Origin of the sequence: Saccharopolyspora pogona (assembly GCF_014697215.1) — a bacterium.
GTDB classification, from domain to species: domain Bacteria; phylum Actinomycetota; class Actinomycetes; order Mycobacteriales; family Pseudonocardiaceae; genus Saccharopolyspora; species Saccharopolyspora hattusasensis.
On record NZ_CP031142.1, the window covers coordinates 9,191,846 to 9,210,446 of the forward strand.

The following is an 18,601-nucleotide window of genomic DNA, read 5'->3' on the forward strand; positions in this document are numbered from 1 at the left end:
ACGTACCCGGGGGGCGGGAGATGGCTTCATTCCCAACCGCGTTGGGCTTGTCCGCGGAGCAGACCGAGGACGTGGTGCAGCAGGCCGGCTTGGCACCGTCGTTGCACAACAGCCAGCCATGGCGCTTCCGTCTTTCGGAACAGGTGATCGAGCTGCACAGCGACCCGCAGCGGCGGTTGCCCGCTGCGGATCCGGACGACCGGGAACTGCGGTTGGCCTGCGGTGCGGCGTTGCTGAACCTTCGTCTGGCACTGGAGCACTTCGGCGTGCGGCCGGTCGTCGCGCTGCTGCCGCGGCTTGCCGGGCCGACCTCGTTGGCCGAGGTGCGCAGCGGGGGACAGGCGAAGCAAGCGCCGGAGGAACTGGCGCTGTACCAAGCGATTCCCAAGCGACGCAGCAACCGACGCCCGTTCCTGGAGACCCCGGTGCCGACCACGCACCGGCACGAATTGGCCACTGCGGTGCGGCGCGAGCAGAGCTCGTTGCGCGTGATGAAGCGCCCGGAGTCGGGGACCCTGGAGGGGCTGGTGCACCGCGCGCACCGGGCGCAGATGGCGGACGCGCGTTTCCGGGATGAGCTGGCGCGGTGGACCGGACGTCCGGAAGGCGAATTTGAAGGCGTTCCGGCTGCCGCGGCAGGGCCGACGCCGGAGCCGCAGGACCAGTGGGTGCTGAGGGACTTCTCCGGTGGTCAGGCGCGTGCGCGGGTTCCCGGCAAGGACTTCGAGTACGAGCCGCTGATGGTCGTGGTGTGCTCGAACCACGGCAGCAGGCTCGACGACCTGCACGCGGGCCAGGCGATGCAACGCCTGCTGCTCACCGCGACAGCGCTGGGCCTGGCGTCGTCGCTGCTGTCGGAGGTCGTGGAGGTCGCAGAGACGCGGGACGAGCTGCGGCAGCTGCTCGGCGGCGAGCTGTACCCGCAGGCGGTGGTGCGGGTCGGCTACGGCTCGCCAACACCCGCGACCCCGCGTCGTGACCTGCGGGAATTGCTGATCGACGACTAGCGCTTCCAACGGGTTCCGCCGTGAGCGGCTGGGCGGAAGGATGCCGGATGCAGGCGTTCGACGTGGTGGGCATCGACGGCTCGGACGTCGCGGCGGATGCGGTCAGATGGGCCGCAGCGGACGCCGCGCTTCACCGGGCAGCGTTGCGGCTGGTATGCGTCGTTGCTGGTGGGGCGGATGATGCTGGTGATGGGATGCCGACGTCGCCGAACGTTCTCGACGTCATCGAGAACCAGCGCCGCCGATGGCTGTCGCAGGCGGCGGAGCTGGCCGCGACGGTCGTCGGCGACGTGGCGATCACCCAGGAACTACGCCACGGCAAGCCGGCTGCGGTCCTCGTCGAGGAGTCGGCCGGGGCTCGGCGGGTCGTCGTCGGCACCCGCGGCCTGGGTGACGCCACCGGGGTGAAAAGGGCGTTGGGGTCCACGGCGGAAACCGTCGCCATGCTGGCGCAGTGCCCGGTGGTCGTCGTCCCGGCTGCCCGGACGGATCCCGACGTGGCACGAACTCGGCCGGTCGTCGTCGGAGTGGCCGGATCGGCGGTCAGCGAGCGCGCCCTGGAGGCCGCGTTCGAGGAAGCGTCCGTGCGGCGCGTTCCGCTGGTGGCCCTCCACGTGTGGAGCGACACCGCCATCGACGAATGGTTCGCCCTGGACGCGGAACGTGACTGGGATGCGATCGAGGCAAGAGAAGGCATGCTGCTCGCCGAGCGGCTGGCGGGGTGGCAGGAGCGGTACCCGGACGTGCAGGTGCAGCGCGTCGTGGAGCGGGACCGACCGGTGCGGTTCCTGGCCTTGCACGGCGCAGACGCGCAGCTCATCGTCGTAGGTAGCCGTGGGCGCGGAGGCCTCACCGGGATGCTCCTGGGCTCGACCAGTCGCGCCCTCGTCCACTCGGCGCCCTGTCCAGTGCTCGTGGTGCGGGCGGGATGAGCGCCGGGGCACGCGCCGCGCCGCGTGCTGGAGGTGAGCGACATGACCAGTGCCGGTGATGCGGCTCGGTCCGATGTGGCGCACCCCGGGCCGCGGCGGTTGCCACGTGCCACCTACGAACGCGAGCTCTTGCGGCTGCAAGCGGAGCTCGTGAAGCTGCAGGAATGGGTCCGGGCCGAGCGCGAGCGGCTCGTGGTGCTGTTCGAGGGGCGCGATGCGGCGGGGAAGGGCAGCACGATCAGGCGCGTCGCGGAGTACCTCAACCCCCGGGTGGCCCGGATCGCCGCGCTGCCCGTCCCGACCGAGCGGGAGCGAACGCAGTGGTACTTCCAGCGCTACATCGCGCAGCTGCCGGCGGCGGGGGAAATCGTGCTGTTCGACCGGAGTTGGTACAACCGCGCCGGGGTGGAGCACGTCATGGGGTTCTGCACGGAGGACGAGCACCGGCGTTTCCTGGAGCAGTGCCCGATCTTCGAACGGCTGCTCATCGACGAGGGGCTGCTGCTGCGCAAGTACTGGTTCTCGATCAGCCGCACCGAGCAGGAGCGTCGACTGCGCAAACGCGTCGAGGACCCGATGCGCCAGTGGAAGCTCTCGCACGTGGACCTGGAGTCGGTGACCCGCTGGGACGATTACTCCCGCGCGCGGGACGAGATGCTCGCCGCGACGGATACCCCGGAATCCCCTTGGTACCTGGTGGAAAGCGAGGACAAGCGGCGTGCGCGGATCAACATGATCGCTCACCTGCTGTCGAGCGTGCCGTACCACGAGGTTCCGCGCCCCCGGGTGGAACTGCCCGCGCGGGCGGGCGCCAGCGGCTACCGGCGTCCGCCCCGCGACGCGTTCAGGTACGTGCCCGACCACGCCGCATCGCTCGAATGATCGAGGTTTCCGCGGGCCGCGATTGGTCAGGAGTCGCCGCGGACCACGACCACGGGGCAGCGGGCGTGGTGCACGCAGTGCTGGCTGACCGAGCCGAGGAGCGCCTCGGTGAATCCGCCGTGCCCCCGGCTGCCCACAACGAGCAGATCCGCGTTGGACGACTCGGCGGCGTCCAGCAGCGCCCGCGCCGGGTGCCCCTGCGCGACTTCCCTGCTGATTTCCACCTCGGAGTCGCCGGCAACATCCTTGACCACCTCGTGCAGGTTCTTGGCGGTGGTGGTGGCGAAGTCCTCGAGCCCGGGGGCTTCCCAGTTGTAGATGAGCGGAGCGTCCCAGGCCATCAGGGCGGTGATGCCGCCGTCGACCAGTCCCGCCTGCCAGACGGCCCACCGCAGGGCCGCCTTGGAAGCGGGCGAGCCGTCGACGCCGACGACGATGGTGTACCGGTGCTCGTTCATTGCGTCCTCCCCGTGCCGGCTTCCAGACCTGCGAAGCTCCCTCGCACATGAGGAGTACCCAACCTGCCGGAGATGTCAGCACCGCGTTTCGTGGCCGTCCTCGCCCGCGCCGGGGATCTGCCGATCGCAGCACGGCGGTGGGATCAGGCGGCCACGTCACCTGCACGGGTCGCTCAGCCAGGGGTGCGGCCCCAGGCTTCGTTCACGGCGTCGACGATGTGCTGGTATCCCGTGCAGCGGCAGAGGTTTCCCGACAGCAGTTCGCGGATCGAGGCGTCGTCGGGGTGATCGTCGGGGTCGGCGGCGGACAGCGTCACTACGAATCCCGGTGTGCAGAAACCGCATTGGAGTCCGTGGCAGTCCTTGAAGGCCTGTTGCACCGGGCTCAGGCCATCGTCGGGGGTGATGCCTTCCACCGTGGTGACCTCGGTGCCGTCGGCCTGCACGGCCAGGGTGATGCAGGAGCGCGCGGGTTCGCCGTCGATGAGCACGGTGCAGGCGCCGCAGATGCCGTGCTCGCAGCCGGCGTGGGTGCCGGTGTGGCCGAGGTCGTCGCGCAGGAAGTCCACGAGCAGCCGGCGCACCGGGACGAGGCGCTGGACTTTGCGGCCGTTCACGGTGAGCGTGATCTCGCGGTGTGCGGTGGGGGTGTCAGCCATGCGCCACCTGCTCCAGGGCTCGTTGCGAGGCCGCCTGCAGTGCGGCGCGGCGGGTTGCGGGGTCGGCGTGGAGGTCGTCGGGCGGGCTGGCGGAGTCCGCGGCGGCCCGGGCCGCCGCGTTGATCGACTCGGCGGTGAGCGCCCGCCCGCGCAGCGCCTCTTCGGCTTCGGCGAGTCGTCGGACCGTGCCGCCGATGCCCAGGCCGGCCAGCCGCGCGCGGGTCACGGTCCCGTCGTCGAACTCCAGCGCCGCGGCGACTCCTGCGATGGCGAAATCGCCGGACCGCCGGGTGATCTCGGCGAAGCCGCAGCGGGCGGTTTCGCGAATCGGCACTCGCACTTCGGTGAGGATTTCGTCTGCGGCCAGCGAAGTTTCGTAGGGCGCGAGGAACAGGTCGGTGGCGGCGATGGTGCGTCGGCCGCCGACACCGGTCACCACGACATCGGCGTCCAGCGCGCACGCGGCCGCGCACAGCTCGGCGGCCGGATCGGCGTGTGCCAGGGATCCGCCGACGGTGCCGCGGGAGCGGATCTGGTGGTGGCCGACGTGGCGCAGCGCGCGTCCGAGCAGCGGGCAGGTCTGCCGGACCAGCTGGGAGGTCTCGGCCGCCCGCTGCCGAACGCCGGCGCCGATGATCAGCACGTCGTCCTCGGGGCGCAGCCCGGTCAGCTCCGGCAGCCGGCCGATGTCGACCAGGATGCTGGGGCGGGCGAGCCGGAAGTTCATCATCGGCAGCAGACTTTGGCCGCCCGCAAGGACTTTCGCGTCCTCGTCGGAGGCGAGCAGCCGCACCGCTTCGCCGAGGGTCTCGGGGCGGGCGTAGTCGAACGGTGGGGGCTTCACGACGCGGCCTCCTCGATCAGGCGCCGCACCGCGGAGGGAGTCAGCGGGGTGGTGTCGATGTCGGCCACGCCCAGTGGTTCCAGGGCGTGCTCGACGGCGCGCACGATCGCGGCCGGCGGGCCGATGATGCCCGCCTCGCCCACGCCTTTGATGCCGAAGGGGGTTTCTGGCGCGGGACTGCTGAGCTCCTCTGTTTCGATCTCGGGGATCTCGCAGGCGGTGGGCAGCACGTAGTCCATGAACGTGGTGGCCAGCGGTTGTCCGTCGTCGTAGGGCATCTGTTCATAGAGCGTGCCGCCGATGCCCTGCGCGACACCGCCGTGGATCTGGCCGGCCACGGTCAGCGGGTTGATGACGCGCCCGCAGTCGTGCACCACGGCATACCGCACCACCTTCACCACCCCCGTGGCGGTGTCGACCTCGACGATCGCGGCGTGCGTGGCGTTGGTGTAGGTGGCCGAACCGTTCATCTTGCCGTCGGGCCGGGGCGCGTGGTCCATTCCGGGCGGTTCGTAGCTCGCGCGCGCGTCGAGCCCGGGTTCGACGCCCGGCGGCAGCTCGAACGTGCGGGTCAGCGCCACCCGCGCCACCTGCGCCCAGGACACCGAGCTGCCCGGGCTGCCGCGCACCTGGAACCCGCCGTCGGCCAGCTCCAGGTCGTCCGGGGCGGCTTCCAGCAGGTGCGCGGCGATGTCGGTTCCCTTGCGCCGCAGCACTTCGGCGGCCCGCGCGATCGCGCCGCCGGCGACGACGGCGCTGCGACTCGCCCAGCTGCCCAGGCCGAACGGCGCGGTGTCGGTGTCGCCCATCACCACCCGCACCTGCTCGATCGGCAGGCCCAGTTCCTCGGCGACCAGGGTGGCCACCATGGTGTGCGCGCCTTGCCCCATGGCCGAGATGCCGACCGCCACGGTGACCCCGCCGTCGGCGTCGAAGCGCACGTCGGCGGAGTCCTGTCCGCTCCAGTTGCCGGTGATCGAGAACGCGCTGGCGGCGACACCCTCGATGTAGGTGGCGTAGCCGACGCCGAGGCGCGCGCCAGGTGCGGCGCGTTCGCGTTCGGCGGCCAGCAGCCGTTCGCCGATCTCGACGGCGCGATCGAAGGCCTCGCGGTGGCTCCCGGAGTCCAGCCGCGCGCCGGCGGCCGTCTCGTAGGGCAGCTCGTGCGGTTCGATGATCATCCGGCGGCGCAGTTCGAGCGGATCGATGTCCAGTTCGCGGCCGATCTTGTCCACCAGCCGCTCGATGGCGAAAGTGCCTTCGGGCATGCCGAAACCGCGGTAGGCGCCGAGCGGGGTCTTGTTGGTGACCACGCCCTGGACCGCCACGCACTGGTGCGCAATCCGGTAGGGCCCGCACAGCGATCCGACGGCCACCAGGCTGGGACCGAACCCGGCGGGGAACATCTCGCCGGAACCGAGGTCGGTGCGGATCCGCCCGCGCAGGGCCTCGATGGTGCCGTCGTCGCGGACCGCGGCGGACAGCTCGATGCGCATGTCGCGGGCGTGGCACGCGGTGATCAGGTGCTCGTGGCGGTCCTCGATCCAGCGCACTGGGCGGCGCAGCCGCATCGCCAGCCACGGGATCACGTAGTCCTCCGGGTAGATCTCGTTCTTCTGGCCGAACCCGCCGCCGACGTCGGGCGTGATCACCCGGATGTCGCGCTCCGGCAGGCCCAGCACGGCGGACAGCATCGACCGCACCATGAAGGCGGCCTGGGTGGAGGTCCACACCGACAGCCGCCCGTCGCGGTACTCGGCCACGACGCCGCGCGGTTCCATGGGAACGGCCGCGTGGCGGTGGGTGGTGTAGGTGCCGCTGATCACGCGCAGCCGGTCGAACGCCTCGTCCACGGCCGGGTTCTCCGGGGCCAGCGACAGCAGGAGGTTGTCGTTCCACTCCGGGTAGAGCAGCGGCGCGTCCGCGGCGAGGGCCGCGTCGACGGTGTCTACGGTGGGCAGCGGTTCGACGTCGACGTCGACGAGTTCGGCGGCGTCCTCGGCGAGGTAGCGGTCGTCGGCGACCACCACCGCGAGCGGGCAGCCGACGTAGCGGACCCGGTCGCGCGCCAGCGGGAAGTGCCGAACGGGGCGGACCCAGGGCATCAGGTCCGGAACCGCGGGGATGCCGAGGTCCGAACCACCGAACGCCGCGCACACCCCGGGCGAATCCAGCGCGGCCGACGTGGTGACGCCGCGCACCTGGGCGTGCGGGACTTCGCTGCGGACGAACGCGGCCTCCACCATGCCCGGCAGGACCACGTCGGCGACGTAGCGGCCGCGCCCGGTGACCAGTCGGTCATCCTCGATGCGCGGCACCCGGACACCCAGCAGCGTCGGGCGCGTGCTCGGCGTTGGCAGCACCATCCGGCCTCCCCGGTCACCGCGCGCGGCGGGAGCCACCCGGTCTTCGGCGCCTGTCGCTGGACGAGTGGTGGTGGTCATAGTGGAGATCCCCCGGGTAGCGTGCTGCAACCCCGGTTCGCGCGCAATCCACCGGACGGACGGCTCGGGCACCGACCGGGTGACCGAATCCATAGGTGGTCCTGCAACGGCACGGCTCCACAAAGGACGTTCCGGGTCCGCCGGCTTCCCGCGCGCGTTCAACGAGAGGTTCCACGCTTTGCCCTGATTTGCGGGCGAGCACCGACGCGCATCTCCCCGGTGAAAGGTGATTTCGGCGCAAGCCTCCGAAGTCGGACAATCAGGTCGCCGACTGCGGGGCGGGACGGCTGCGAGATCTCGCGGCGCTGCCCGGCGGCGTGCAGCGACCGGATGTCCCGATGATCGGCCGCAGACGCCACGGCTGGCGTGTTCGCTGCGGCCGGCTGCCGGGGTCGGTGATCGGCTGACCGCGGGCAGTCCGATGTTGTCCCTGCCGCGCTCGCGGGCCGCCCGATGAGATCTGGATCACTAAAATTGCTGCATCGGGGCAGTCGGGAGGGCCGCCGGTCGGGTCGATTTGGCGATGCCCGACGATTTTCGGGGCGCACCACGCCGTAGTTGCGACATATCCATACCAACCGGTAGCCAGGAAGGTGTGCTTAGCGGGGCGTTGTTGCCCCAGGAGAGAAAGCTGCAGGAGGTCTGCTCGGTGTTCAGTCGTGTTGCGATCGTCAATCGCGGGGAAGCTGCGATGCGGCTGATCCATGCCGTGCGGGAGGTCGCGGCGGAAACCGGATCCCGGATAGAGACCGTGGCCCTCTATACCGACGCCGACCGCACGGCCGCCTTCGTGCGCGAGGCCGATCTGAGCCACGACCTCGGCCCGGCGCACGCGCGGCCCTACCTGGACCTCGGCGTCCTGGAGCGGGCGCTGACCGAAACCGGTGCCGACGCGGCGTGGGTCGGTTGGGGGTTCGTCGCCGAGGACCCGGCGTTCGCCGAGCTCTGTCAGAAGCTGGGCGTGACCTTCATCGGGCCGAGCCCTGAGGCGATGCGCAAGCTCGGCGACAAGATCGGCGCGAAGCTGATCGCCGAGGAGGTCGGCGTCCCGGTGGCGCCGTGGAGCCGCGGCGAGGTCGCCGACCTGGACGCGGCGATCCGCAGCGCGACCGAGATCGGCTACCCGCTGATGCTGAAGGCGACCGCCGGTGGTGGCGGCCGCGGCATCCGGATGATCAACGACGAGCGGGAACTGGTCGACGCCTACGAGCGCACCCGGATGGAGGCCGAGCGCGCCTTCGGCAGCGGCGCGGTCTTCCTCGAAAGGCTGGTCACGGGTGCCCGGCACGTCGAGGTCCAGGTGATCGCCGACGGGCAGGGCACGGCGTGGGCGCTGGGGGTGCGGGACTGCTCGATCCAGCGGCGCAACCAGAAGGTCATCGAGGAATCGGCCTCCCCGGTGCTCAGCGCCGAGCAGAGCGGGGAGCTCAAGGCCGCCGCCGAGCGGCTCGCCCTCGCCGTGGGCTACCAGGGCGCGGGGACCGTGGAGTTCCTCTACCACCCCGGCGAGCGGCTGTTCGCCTTCCTGGAGGTCAACACCCGCCTCCAGGTGGAGCACCCGATCACCGAGGCCACCACCGGCGTCGACCTGGTCAAGGCTCAGCTGCATGTGGCGGGCGGCGGCAAGCTGGAGGGCGAGCCGCCCGCCGAGAGCGGGCACGCCGTCGAGGCCCGGCTGAACGCCGAAGACCCGGACCGCGACTTCGCCCCGTCCCCGGGCAAGATCGTCCGCCTCGACTTTCCGGCCGGTCCCGGCATCCGCGTGGACACCGGGGTCAGCGAGGGCGACACCATTCCCGCCGACTTCGACTCGATGATCGCCAAGATCATCGCGTTCGGCCGGGACCGCGACGAGGCGCTGGCCCGGCTGCGCCGGGCGATGGCGCAGACCACGGTCATCGTCTCCGGCGGCGCGACGAACAAGAGCTTCGTGCTCGACCTGCTCGACCGGCCCGAGGTGATCGAGGCCACCGCCGACACCGGGTGGATCGACCGGGTGCGTGCGCAGGGCGAGCTCCAGGCGCACCGGCACTCCGCGATCGCGCTGGCCGCGGCCGCCATCAAGGACTACGAAGACGCCGAACTCGCCGAACGGCAGCGGTTCCTGGCCGCCGCGCACGGCGGCCGACCCCAGGCGCGCCACGAGAGCGGTCGACCGCTGGAGCTCAAGCTGCGGGGCGCCGATTACCGGGTGCAGGTGGCGCGCGTAGGTCACCAGCGGTTCCGGGTCGGCATCGCCACCGCAAACGGCGGCGACGTCCACCCCGCGGACGTCGAGGTCGAGCGATTCGACTCGCACGCCGGGCAGATCGCGGTCAACGGGCAGCGGTTCCGGCTGGTCACCGACACCCACGGCCCCGTGCACCTGGTGGAGGTCGACGGCGTCGCCCACCGGGTCAGCCGGGACGAGGGCGGTGTGCTGCGCGCACCGGCGCCTGCCCTGGTGGTCGCCACCCCGCTGGAGGCCGGCGCCGAGGTCGAAGCTGGTGCTCCCGTGATCGTGCTGGAGAGCATGAAGATGGAGACCGTGGTGCGCGCGCCGTTCCGCGCGAAGCTGCGGGAATGCATGGTGCGGGCGGGCAGCCAGGTCGAGACCGGCGCGCCGCTGATGCGGCTGGAACCGCTCGGCGACCAGGACGAGGCCGGCTCCGAGCAGCCCACCGGGGAAGCCGCCGCCGACCTCGTCCTGCCCCTGGGGCCGGACGGTCTCAGCGCGCAGCAGCGGGCGACCCGCGGCCAGCAGGATCTGCGCAGCCTGCTGCTCGGGTTCGACGTGGACCCGCACGACGAGCGCCGGGTGCTGACGGACTACCTGACCGCCCGGGCGGAACTCGTCGAGGCCAGGCAGCGCCCGCTCGTCGAGGAGATCGAACTGCTGGCGGTGTTCGCCGACCTCTCCGAGCTGAGCCGCAACCGGCCGGTCGGGGAGGAGACGAAGGCGGACTCGCGGGTGCACAGCCCCCGCGAGTACTTCCACACCTACCTGCAGAGCCTGGACGTCGAGCGGGCCGGGCTCTCCGAGACGTTCCAGCAGCGCCTCGTCCGGGTGCTCGGTCACTACGGGGTCCAGGAGCTGGACCGGACGCCCGAGCTGGAAGAGGCCGTCTTCCGGATCTTCCTCGCCCAGCAGCGAGCCACGACGGACGCGGCGGTGGTGACCGCCCTGCTGCGGCAGTGGCTCGCGGAGGCACCCCCGTCCGGGGCGGCTCGCCAGGCCGCGGGACTGGCGCTGGAACACCTGATCGCGGCCACCCAGCTCCGGTTCCCCGCCGTCTCCGACCTGGCCCGCACCGTGGTCTTCCGCTGGTTCGCCCAGCCCATGCTGCGGCGCAGCCGCGCAGAGGTCTACGCGGGCGTGCGCAAGCACCTGCGCCACCTAGACGAGCACCCGGACGCACCGGACCGGACGGAGCGGATCTCCGCCATGGTCACCAGCGCCGAACCGCTGGTCCGGCTGGTCGGGCAGCGCATCGGCCGCGAGGGCACCGATCCGTCGCCGCTGCTGGAGGTGCTCACCCGCCGCTACTACGGCAACCGGGAACTCGAAGACGTCCGCACGACCCGGGTCGCGGGCTGCACGTTCGTCAGCGCCGAGCACCGGAGCGCGCACTCGCGCGTGGTGGCCACCGCGGTCGACTTCGCAGCCCTGCCCGCTGCCGTGCGGGCGTTGGGCGAGCTGGCGCCGGAAGGCGAGCTGGTCGCCGACATCTACCTGGTCTGGGCCGATCAGCCCGAGGACACCGACGCGATGGCGGCAGAGCTGGCCGAGGTGCTCGCGGCCCAACCGCTGCCGAGCCAGGTCAGCCGCATCACCACCACCGTGGCGGGCCGCAGCGGCGCGGTGATGCACCACCACTTCACGTTCCGCCCGTCGCCGACCGGCTTCGCCGAGGAACGCCTGATCCGCGGGCTGCACCCGCGCATCGCCGAGCGGATGCAGTTGGAGCGGCTGGGCGAATTCGACCTCACCCGCCTGCCTTCGGCCGACGAGGAGGTCTACCTCTTCCGCTGCGTGGCGCCGAACAACCCCTCCGACGAGCGATTCGTGGCGCTGGCCCAGGTGCGGGACCTGACGCCGCTCCGGGACGACGATGGCAGGCTCGTCGCGCTGCCCGCCGCGGAAGGTGTGCTCACCGCGTGCCTCGACGCGGTCCGCAAGGCGCAGGCGAAGCCCGGTGCGAACAACGGCACCAACCGGTCCGGCACCAACCGGATCACCATCTACGTGTGGCCGCCGAGCGAGCTGTCCACGGATGAGCTGAACACGGTCGCGCAACGGGTGCTGCCCACGACCGCGGGTGCCGGGCTGGAGGAGGTGCTGTTCCTCGGGCGCCGACGCGACCGGGAGACCGGCGAGCTCCGTGAATTCGCCGTGCGGATCGGCTACGACGCCGGTACCGGGATGCAGCTGTCCGCCATCGAGCCGCCGACCGAACCGATCGAGCCGCTGGACAGCTACCGCCAGAAGGTGCTGCGCGCCGTGAAGCGCGGCACGGCCTACCCGTACGAGCTGACCGGCATGCTCGCCGGGCCCGGCGGCACGTTCGTCGAGCACGATCTCGACGAGACCCGCGTGCTGGCGCCGGTGGACCGCCCGAAGGGCAAGAACTCGGCGGCCATCGTCGCCGGCGTCGTCAGCACGCCGACCGAACTCCATCCCGAGGGAGTGACCCGGGTGGTGCTGCTGGGCGATCCGACCAAGGCGCTCGGCGCGCTGTCGGAACCGGAGTGCTCGCGCGTGATCGCAGCCCTGGACCTGGCCGAACGGCTGCAGGTGCCGCTGGAGTGGTTCGCGCTGTCGGCGGGGGCCCGGATCTCGATGGACTCCGGCACGGAGAACATGGACTGGGTGGCCGCCGCGCTCAAGCGGATCGTCCAGTTCACCCAGGACGGCGGCGAGATCAACATCGTGGTGGCGGGGATCAACGTCGGCGCCCAGCCGTACTGGAACGCCGAGGCCACGATGCTCATGCACACCAAGGGAATCCTGGTGATGACGCCGGATTCGGCGATGGTGCTGACCGGCAAGCAGTCGCTGGACTTCTCCGGCGGCGTGTCGGCCGAGGACAACTTCGGCATCGGCGGCTACGACCGGGTGATGGGGCCGAACGGTCAGGCCCAGTACTGGGCGCCGAACCTGGGTGCCGCCCGTGACGTGCTGATGGCGCACTACGACCACACCTACGTCGTCCCGGGCGAGACCGCGCCGCGGCGGGCCGGCACCACCGACCCGCACGACCGGGACATCTCCGGTTTCCCGCACGCGTTGGAGGGCAGCGACTTCACCACGGTGGGCGAGATCTTCTCCGCGGCGAGCAACCCGGACCGCAAGAAGTCCTTCGACATCCGCACGGTGCTGCGGGCGGTCGCCGACCAGGACCACCCCGTTCTGGAGCGCTGGGCCGGGATGGCCGACGCGGACACCGCGGTCGTGCAGGACGCGCACCTCGGCGGCTGGCCGGTGTGCCTGCTCGGGATCGAATCTCAGCCGGTGGCACGCCGCGGTTTCCCGCCCACCGACGGGCCGGACTCCTACACCGCCGGCACGTTGTTCCCGCGCTCGTCGAAGAAGGCGGCGCGGGCGATCAACGCGGCCAGCGGGAACCGGCCGCTCGTGGTGCTGGCGAACCTGTCCGGGTTCGACGGCTCGCCGGAGTCGATGCGGAAGCTGCAGCTGGAGTACGGCGCCGAAATCGGCCGGGCCATCGTGAACTTCCGCGGCCCGATCGTGTTCTGCGTGATCTCCCGGTACCACGGCGGCGCCTTCGTGGTGTTCTCCAAGGCGCTGAACCCGAACATGACGGTGCTCGCCGTGGAGGGTTCTTTCGCCTCGGTGATCGGCGGCGCGCCGGCGGCCGCGGTGGTCTTCGCGGGCGAGGTCAACGCGCGGACGGCGAACGACCCCGCGGTGCGCGAGCTCGAAGAGCTCGTCGCCGAGGCCCACGGCACCGAGCGGGCGACGCTGAACCTGAAGCTGGCCGATGTCCGGGCGGCGGTGCGCGCGGAGAAGCTCAGCGAGGTGGCGGCGGAGTTCGACCGGGTGCACAGCATCCAGCGGGCCGTAGAGGTCGGGTCGGTCGACGCGATCGTCCGCGCCGACGAACTGCGGCCGCGGATCATCGATGCCATCGAGCGCGGAATGCGCCGCGGGTGACGAATCGTGAGTGCGAGAGCCGGTTCTTGCCGGCTTTCGCACTCACGACCGGTCCCGCGGTCTTCTTGCTGGAGGCGTTCGACACCTTGCGCTCGAGCACCACGAAGTGTTCCTAACTGCGCATCGGCCGGGTGGACGACGGGGAGTTGTCGCGTATCGAAGACCCCCCTCACGCCGCAATTTCCATTGAGGTGATCTCGGTAAGAAGTGGCTGAAGGCGGCCTGCCGGAATGGGTGTGTGATCGGGTAGGGCTGGCCTGGGGAGAGTGGGACGTGGGGTCCCTGGTAGAAGAAGTTCGACCAAGAAACGATCTTCGACCAGGGAAGGCCCCACGTGGTCACGTATTCTGCCGAACTCGATGTTCCCCGTGAACTGGTGCTCTTCCTCAGCAAGCTGCTGGCCGGTGAACGCCGCCGGAAAGGGACCCGCAAGGGGCGTCGGGCGTTGACCACGTTCTGGCAGGCTGTGCTGGTCCTGCGGTGGTTCCGCGACCGCACCGACACCACCAAACTGGCCCGCGATCACGGTGTCGCCCGCGCGACCGGCTACCGGTATGTCGACGAGGGCATCGAGGCGCTGGCCGCGCAGGCCCCGGATCTGCACGACGCCCTGCAACGGGCCAAAGACAACGGCGACGCCTATCTGATCCTGGACGGCAAAAACTTCTCCTCCGACCGTCTCGGCGAAAAGACCACCAGCACCAAAGGCACCGAGATCGACCTGTGGTACTCCGGGAAAACCCGCGAACAAGCCGGCAACATCCAAGCACTGACGGACCCGGACGGGTTCCCGCTGTGGGTCTCCGACGTCGAGCCCGGGTCCGTCCACGACATCACCGCCGCTGAAAACCACGTCCTCGGCGCCCTGTACTGGGCTTACTCCCAGCTCGACCTGCCCACCCTGGCCGACGGCGGCTACCAGGGTGCCGGAGCCGGGGCCCTCACCCCGATCAAACACCCCAAAACCAGCAAAGGCCGCCCACTCGACGTCGACAACCAGACCTACAACAAACTGCTGCGCGGCCTGCGCGCCCTCGGCGAACGTGGATTCGCCCTGCTCACCGGCCGTTGGCGCGCCCTACGACACTTCACCACCAGCCCCCGCAAAATCGGCACCATCGTCAAAGCCGCACTCGTACTCACCCAATTCGAACACGGCCGACTCGCATAACCCCCTACTGAGATCACCTCAATTGAAATCGAAGGTGCGATTTCAATGGAAATTGCGCAGCGCGGGGGTCCGCATGGCGAAGTACCGGCAGCGGATCGAGGACATCGCCGACGAACTGCTGGACGAGGCGATCGAGCGCGGCAGCTTCGACCTGGTCCGCGACTGCGCCGGCCTGCTGCCGATCCGGGTGATCTGCGACCTGCTCGGACTGTCCCAAGTGGACGCCGACCGGCTTGGGTGCCACCAGGCCGTGGTGCCCCGCGTGACGTCGGTCGTCCGCGGCCTGGCCTCCTTCCCGGCCGTCCCGGGCAAGATCGATAAGCGCCTGAACCACCCCGTCAATCATCCGAGCCGTAGTGTGCGGCGATGTCTTCGGAGCTGGCCCACCGGCCGTAGGTGGGGCCCTGCGGCCAGCCCTCGGGCGAGTCCTGCCACTCCTCCTGCCGCCCGTACGGCAGCAGGTCGATCAGCGCGAAGGTGTGGCTGATCTGCTCGGTGCCGCGGCCGTTGGTGTGCCAGGTGCGATAAACGGTATCGCCGTCGTGCAGGAACACGTTGACGGCGAATCCTCCACCGGGTGGTGCGCCGACGTCGGTGCCGAATGAGCTGTTCGCGGTGGAGTACCAGGCCATCTTGTTCCCGACCCGCCGCTTGTAGGCGAGCGCCTCGTCGATCGGTCCTTGGGTGACGATGACGAACCGGGCGTCCCAGTTCTCCAGGAACTCCAACCGGGTGAACTGCGAGGTGAACCCGGTGCAGCCGGGGCACTGCCACTGCTTCCCGGGGGACCACATGTGGTTGTAGACGATCAGCTGCGACATGCCGCCGAAGATGTCTGCCAGCCGGACCGGTCCCTGCTCGCCCTCGAGGGTGTAGTCGGGCATCTCGACCATCGGCATGCGGCGGCGCTGGGCGGCGATCGCATCGAGTTCTCGGGTCGCGGCCTTCTCCCGGGCGCGCAACGCATCGAGTTGGAGCTGCCAGGTGTGGGCTTCGACGACGGGAGGTAGTGCGTTGGGGCTCATGGATTCTCTCCTTGATCATGCTCACCGCTTGCGGTTCGCAGGTATAGACCCCGTCCGGTCGCCGAACTCATCGGTCATGACTTCTGAAATGCCGATACAGCTCACGCACCCGCTGCATCGAGGTGGCACTTGACCGTGCTCGTGCGGTGTCGCCGGGAAATCCGTTGCGCCCTCCGAGGCGGCGAACGTACGGTGACGGCGCAAGGTAAACGAACTTGTGTGCGTTAATCGAACGTCGAGGTGGGGCCATGGCCGTCGGTGGTTGGGATCTGATCGTGGTGGGGGCGGGATCGGCGGGTGCCGTCGTCGCGACTCGCGCCGCTCAGGACGGCAGGCGGGTCCTGCTCCTGGAGGCCGGTCCGGACTACCGCTCGCACGAGATGCCGGAGGTGTGGCGGTCACCGAACCCGATGCGCGCGCTGCTGGACCCCGAGGCGGCCCGGCCCCTGGTGTGGCCGGGGCTCAACGCGTCGCGGACCGAGAAGCAAAAGCCGGCCCCGTACTGGCGCGGGCGCGGAGTCGGCGGCAGCTCGGCGATCAACGGGCAGATCGCGATCCGTCCGCCGGTGGAGGACTTCGAGGACTGGGCCCGAGCGGGATGCACCGGCTGGGCGCCCGAGGACGTGTTGCCCTACTTCGCGAAGCTGGAGGACGACGAGGAGTTCGGCGACGCCCCGTACCACGGCCGCAGCGGTCCGATCCCGATCTACCGAACACCGGAGGCGGAGTGGGGAGCGGTGGACACGGCGCTGGGCCGGGCGGCCCGCGTCGCCGGGTACGGCTGGGCCGCGGACGTGAACGCCCCTGGCGCGACCGGGATTTCGCCGTACCCCATCAATTCGCGCCTGGGCCGTCGGGTGTCGACCAACGACGCCTACCTGGATCCCGCCCGTGACCTGCCCAACCTGGTGGTCCGGGGCGACGCGGTGGTCGACCGGGTCCTGGTCTCCGGTGGGCGGGCCACCGGTGTCCGGGTGCTCGTGGACGGTGCGATGACCGATGAGCACGCGGACCTCGTCGTGCTGAGCGCGGGCGCGATCCACACGCCGTCGATCCTGCTGCGCTCCGGCATCGGCCCGGCCGGGCAGCTGCGTTCGCTGGGCATCGACGTGCTGCGGGACCTGCCGGTCGGCCAGGGTCTGCAGGACCACCCGGTGGTCTTCGTCGGCATCCCGCTGAACGAGGAATCGGCGATACGCACGCCCGACGATCGGCACACGAACGTCTGCATCCGCTACACCAGCGACGATCCGGCGGCGCAGGACAACGACATGCTTGTCATCTCGGCCAACCAGAGCGTGCTGGCGATGGAGATCGCCGACGTCGACTTCGGCGCGGGCTCCTTCGGACTGTGGGTCAACCAGGTCCACTCCCGGGGCCGGGTCAGCCTGACCTCGGCTGACCCGGCAGTCCAGCCGGAGGTGCACGAGCGGATGCTCGCCGACGAGCGCGATCTCTCCCGGATGCGCGGCGGCATCCGCCAGCTCGTCGAGCTGGCGCGCAGCGACGAGGTCGCTCCGATCACCGCCTTCTCGCCGGACCGGCTCAACGCGGAGCTGTTCGCGGCCATCGACGACGACGCCGAACTGGATGACTACCTGCTGGCGACGGCGTCCGACGCCCAGCACCCGACGAGCACGTGCCGGATGGGCGGCCCGTCGGACCCGGCCGCGGTGGTCGATCCCGAATGCCGGGTGCTGGGCCTGGAGGCGCTGCGCGTCGTCGACGCGTCGATCTTCCCCACGTGCCCCAGGGCGAACACGAACCTGGCGACCATCATGGCGGGCGAACTCATGGCGGACCGCCTCGACTGAGCACGGGAGAACCTGGGCCAGGTGGGGCCTGGTCTGGCGCCGGCACCTTTGGCGACCTGGTGATTCCTCCTGGGGCGATTTCGCGCGAAATCGCCACTTGGCAGGCGTTGGGGGCGGCGATTTCGCGCGAAATCGCCGCAGTTTCGCCGCCACCTCGACCAGGCGCGCGCCGCTGGCCTGCTGCACACGGTCTACCACTACCAAGAGGGCGGTATCAGCGCCGCAGCGCAGGCCGAGCACATCATGCGCATCGTTCCCCGTGAGGTCCGGGTGATCCTCGACGTCGAGGCCGGCGGTGGGAACGCTGCGCCCGCCCGCGATTTCACGCAGCGATCACCCGCCGCGCCACCGGCGCGGAACGTGACCGCCGTCGAGCGGGTTACTCGCCCGCGGCCTCGGGGTGCTCGTCGCGCCACGTCACCGAGGCGGGCCGGTCGGCGCTGTTGAGGAACTCGACGAGGACCTCGGTAAACCGCTCGACCGGCAGGCCCGAACCCGGCGGAAAGTCATCGTCGTCGAACTCGCAGCCTTCCGAGGCGGGGTCGCCCTCGGGGTACGCCTTGCCGCGGGTGGCGTCCTGGTAGGAGAGGTAACCGAACCCGTCGACGATGGCGGCGAACACGTCGTGGTCGGGAAAGCTCGTTTCCGCGTCCCACAGCGGACGGCCGTTGTGCGCCAGCCGCGCCGAGTCCGCTTGTGGGTCGGTGAGCTGCTTGACGAACCCGGCGACCTCGTCTGGGGTGCTCAGGGTCGCGTTCAGCCCATGATACGAGCCGTCGAGGCCGATCACTGCCCAACCTGCCGTGATGCTCATTCCTTCACCTTTCGCCCGACGTAGCGGCGCCCGTCCGGGCTCGATCCATCTTTCACTGTCAGTTTCCACCCTTCCGGCAGGAACCTCGAAAGCCACTGGTCGCAGGTGTTCGGCCACTGCTGATCTTTCGGAGTCGTCCCGCACACAGGTCGGTTGATCTCGATCTCGGCCTCGGCGATGCCCTGATCGATCATCCGGGCGACGAACTGCGTCTCGACGTGGCGGGCAATCGCCGGTTCCGCGTTGACGTGGCCTCGCGTGAGCCCATGCTCGACGGCGAGCTGCCGAGTGGCCTCGTAGTACTCGCTCGCCGCCTTTCCCGCTTTCCAGCTTCACCGCCTCGCCGCTGCTGTTGATCCACGGGCCGTGCGTCTTGCCCGGCTGCGGCGGACGTGGT

General features: G+C 70.4%; 13 protein-coding genes and 1 pseudogene. 6 read left to right on the forward strand and 8 right to left on the reverse strand.

The features are described 5' to 3' along the window. The first annotated feature begins 20 nt into the window (after positions 1–20). Genes DL519_RS43440 through ppk2 form a run of 3 tightly spaced genes read left to right on the forward strand, consistent with a single transcriptional unit; the run spans position 21 to position 2,821 of the window. Complete coding sequence (locus tag DL519_RS43440; protein WP_190823556.1) at positions 21–1,007, forward strand: Acg family FMN-binding oxidoreductase; 987 nt, start codon at positions 21–23, stop codon at positions 1,005–1,007. A 47-nt stretch (positions 1,008–1,054) separates the two neighbouring features. Next, positions 1,055–1,939: a universal stress protein gene (locus tag DL519_RS43445; RefSeq protein WP_190823557.1), complete on the forward strand. Its 885-nt coding sequence runs from the start codon at positions 1,055–1,057 to the stop codon at positions 1,937–1,939. 42 nt (positions 1,940–1,981) lie between these two features. Next, positions 1,982–2,821, forward strand: a complete 840-nt coding sequence (gene ppk2, locus DL519_RS43450) for a polyphosphate kinase 2 (RefSeq protein ID WP_190823558.1) — start codon at positions 1,982–1,984, stop codon at positions 2,819–2,821. 26 nt (positions 2,822–2,847) lie between these two features. On the opposite strand, the gene DL519_RS43455 is transcribed toward ppk2, so the two are convergent. The 4 genes from DL519_RS43455 to DL519_RS43470 form a co-directional block, all read right to left on the reverse strand. Then, positions 2,848–3,279 (reverse strand): universal stress protein, encoded by a 432-nt coding sequence (locus DL519_RS43455; RefSeq protein WP_190823559.1) that lies wholly within the window; start codon positions 3,277–3,279, stop codon positions 2,848–2,850. 173 nt (positions 3,280–3,452) lie between these two features. Beyond that, positions 3,453–3,938 carry a (2Fe-2S)-binding protein gene (locus DL519_RS43460; protein WP_190823560.1) on the reverse strand — a complete coding sequence of 162 codons (486 nt, stop codon included), beginning with the start codon at positions 3,936–3,938 and terminating at the stop codon, positions 3,453–3,455. Further along, positions 3,931–4,782, reverse strand: a complete 852-nt coding sequence (locus tag DL519_RS43465) for an FAD binding domain-containing protein (RefSeq protein WP_190823561.1) — start codon at positions 4,780–4,782, stop codon at positions 3,931–3,933. The genes DL519_RS43460 and DL519_RS43465 overlap by 8 nt, the downstream gene beginning before the upstream one ends. Then, the gene (locus tag DL519_RS43470) at positions 4,779–7,226 is read right to left on the reverse strand and encodes a xanthine dehydrogenase family protein molybdopterin-binding subunit (protein WP_190823562.1); all 2,448 of its coding nucleotides are present in this window, start codon (positions 7,224–7,226) and stop codon (positions 4,779–4,781) included. The genes DL519_RS43465 and DL519_RS43470 overlap by 4 nt, the downstream gene beginning before the upstream one ends. Before the next feature lie 649 nt (positions 7,227–7,875). Here DL519_RS43470 and DL519_RS43475 point away from each other — a divergent pair. Next, on the forward strand, positions 7,876–13,380 hold the full coding sequence (locus tag DL519_RS43475; RefSeq protein WP_190823563.1) for an ATP-binding protein: 5,505 nt from the start codon (positions 7,876–7,878) through the stop codon (positions 13,378–13,380). 334 nt (positions 13,381–13,714) lie between these two features. Then, on the forward strand, positions 13,715–14,551 hold the full coding sequence (locus DL519_RS43480; protein WP_190823564.1) for a transposase family protein: 837 nt from the start codon (positions 13,715–13,717) through the stop codon (positions 14,549–14,551). 13 nt (positions 14,552–14,564) lie between these two features. Here DL519_RS43480 and DL519_RS43485 read toward each other — a convergent pair whose 3' ends face one another. Further along, complete coding sequence (locus DL519_RS43485) at positions 14,565–14,897, reverse strand: hypothetical protein (protein WP_190823565.1); 333 nt, start codon at positions 14,895–14,897, stop codon at positions 14,565–14,567. Beyond that, positions 14,890–15,576 (reverse strand): DUF899 domain-containing protein, encoded by a 687-nt coding sequence (locus DL519_RS43490; protein ID WP_190823566.1) that lies wholly within the window; start codon positions 15,574–15,576, stop codon positions 14,890–14,892. Before DL519_RS43490 ends, DL519_RS43485 begins: the two co-directional genes overlap by 8 nt. 248 nt (positions 15,577–15,824) lie before the next feature. On the opposite strand from DL519_RS43490, the gene DL519_RS43495 reads away from it, so the two are divergent. Beyond that, complete coding sequence (locus DL519_RS43495) at positions 15,825–17,390, forward strand: GMC family oxidoreductase (protein WP_190823567.1); 1,566 nt, start codon at positions 15,825–15,827, stop codon at positions 17,388–17,390. A gap of 379 nt (positions 17,391–17,769) precedes the next feature. Here the strand turns inward: DL519_RS43495 and DL519_RS43505 are convergent, their stop codons facing one another. Then, positions 17,770–18,204: an Imm1 family immunity protein gene (locus tag DL519_RS43505; RefSeq protein ID WP_190823568.1), complete on the reverse strand. Its 435-nt coding sequence runs from the start codon at positions 18,202–18,204 to the stop codon at positions 17,770–17,772. Then, positions 18,201–18,452: pseudogene (locus DL519_RS43510) on the reverse strand (DddA-like double-stranded DNA deaminase toxin); the annotation flags it as partial. The pseudogene DL519_RS43510 and the gene DL519_RS43505, both read right to left, overlap by 4 nt. Positions 18,453–18,601: the final 149 nt, after the last annotated feature.

Bases quoted from the DNA above. Each gene is read 5' to 3' on its own strand.
- DL519_RS43490 (WP_190823566.1), bottom strand. From the start codon at position 15,576: ATGAGCCCCAACGCACTACCTCCCGTCGTCGAAGCCCACACCTGGCAG.
- ppk2 (WP_190823558.1), top strand. From the start codon at position 1,982: ATGACCAGTGCCGGTGATGCGGCTCGGTCCGATGTGGCGCACCCCGGG.
- DL519_RS43445 (WP_190823557.1), top strand. From the start codon at position 1,055: ATGCAGGCGTTCGACGTGGTGGGCATCGACGGCTCGGACGTCGCGGCG.
- DL519_RS43455 (WP_190823559.1), bottom strand. From the start codon at position 3,279: ATGAACGAGCACCGGTACACCATCGTCGTCGGCGTCGACGGCTCGCCC.
- DL519_RS43505 (WP_190823568.1), bottom strand. From the start codon at position 18,204: ATGAGCATCACGGCAGGTTGGGCAGTGATCGGCCTCGACGGCTCGTAT.
- DL519_RS43485 (WP_190823565.1), bottom strand. From the start codon at position 14,897: ATGATTGACGGGGTGGTTCAGGCGCTTATCGATCTTGCCCGGGACGGC.
- DL519_RS43440 (WP_190823556.1), top strand. From the start codon at position 21: ATGGCTTCATTCCCAACCGCGTTGGGCTTGTCCGCGGAGCAGACCGAG.
- DL519_RS43495 (WP_190823567.1), top strand. From the start codon at position 15,825: ATGGCCGTCGGTGGTTGGGATCTGATCGTGGTGGGGGCGGGATCGGCG.
- DL519_RS43470 (WP_190823562.1), bottom strand. From the start codon at position 7,226: ATGACCACCACCACTCGTCCAGCGACAGGCGCCGAAGACCGGGTGGCT.
- DL519_RS43460 (WP_190823560.1), bottom strand. From the start codon at position 3,938: ATGGCTGACACCCCCACCGCACACCGCGAGATCACGCTCACCGTGAAC.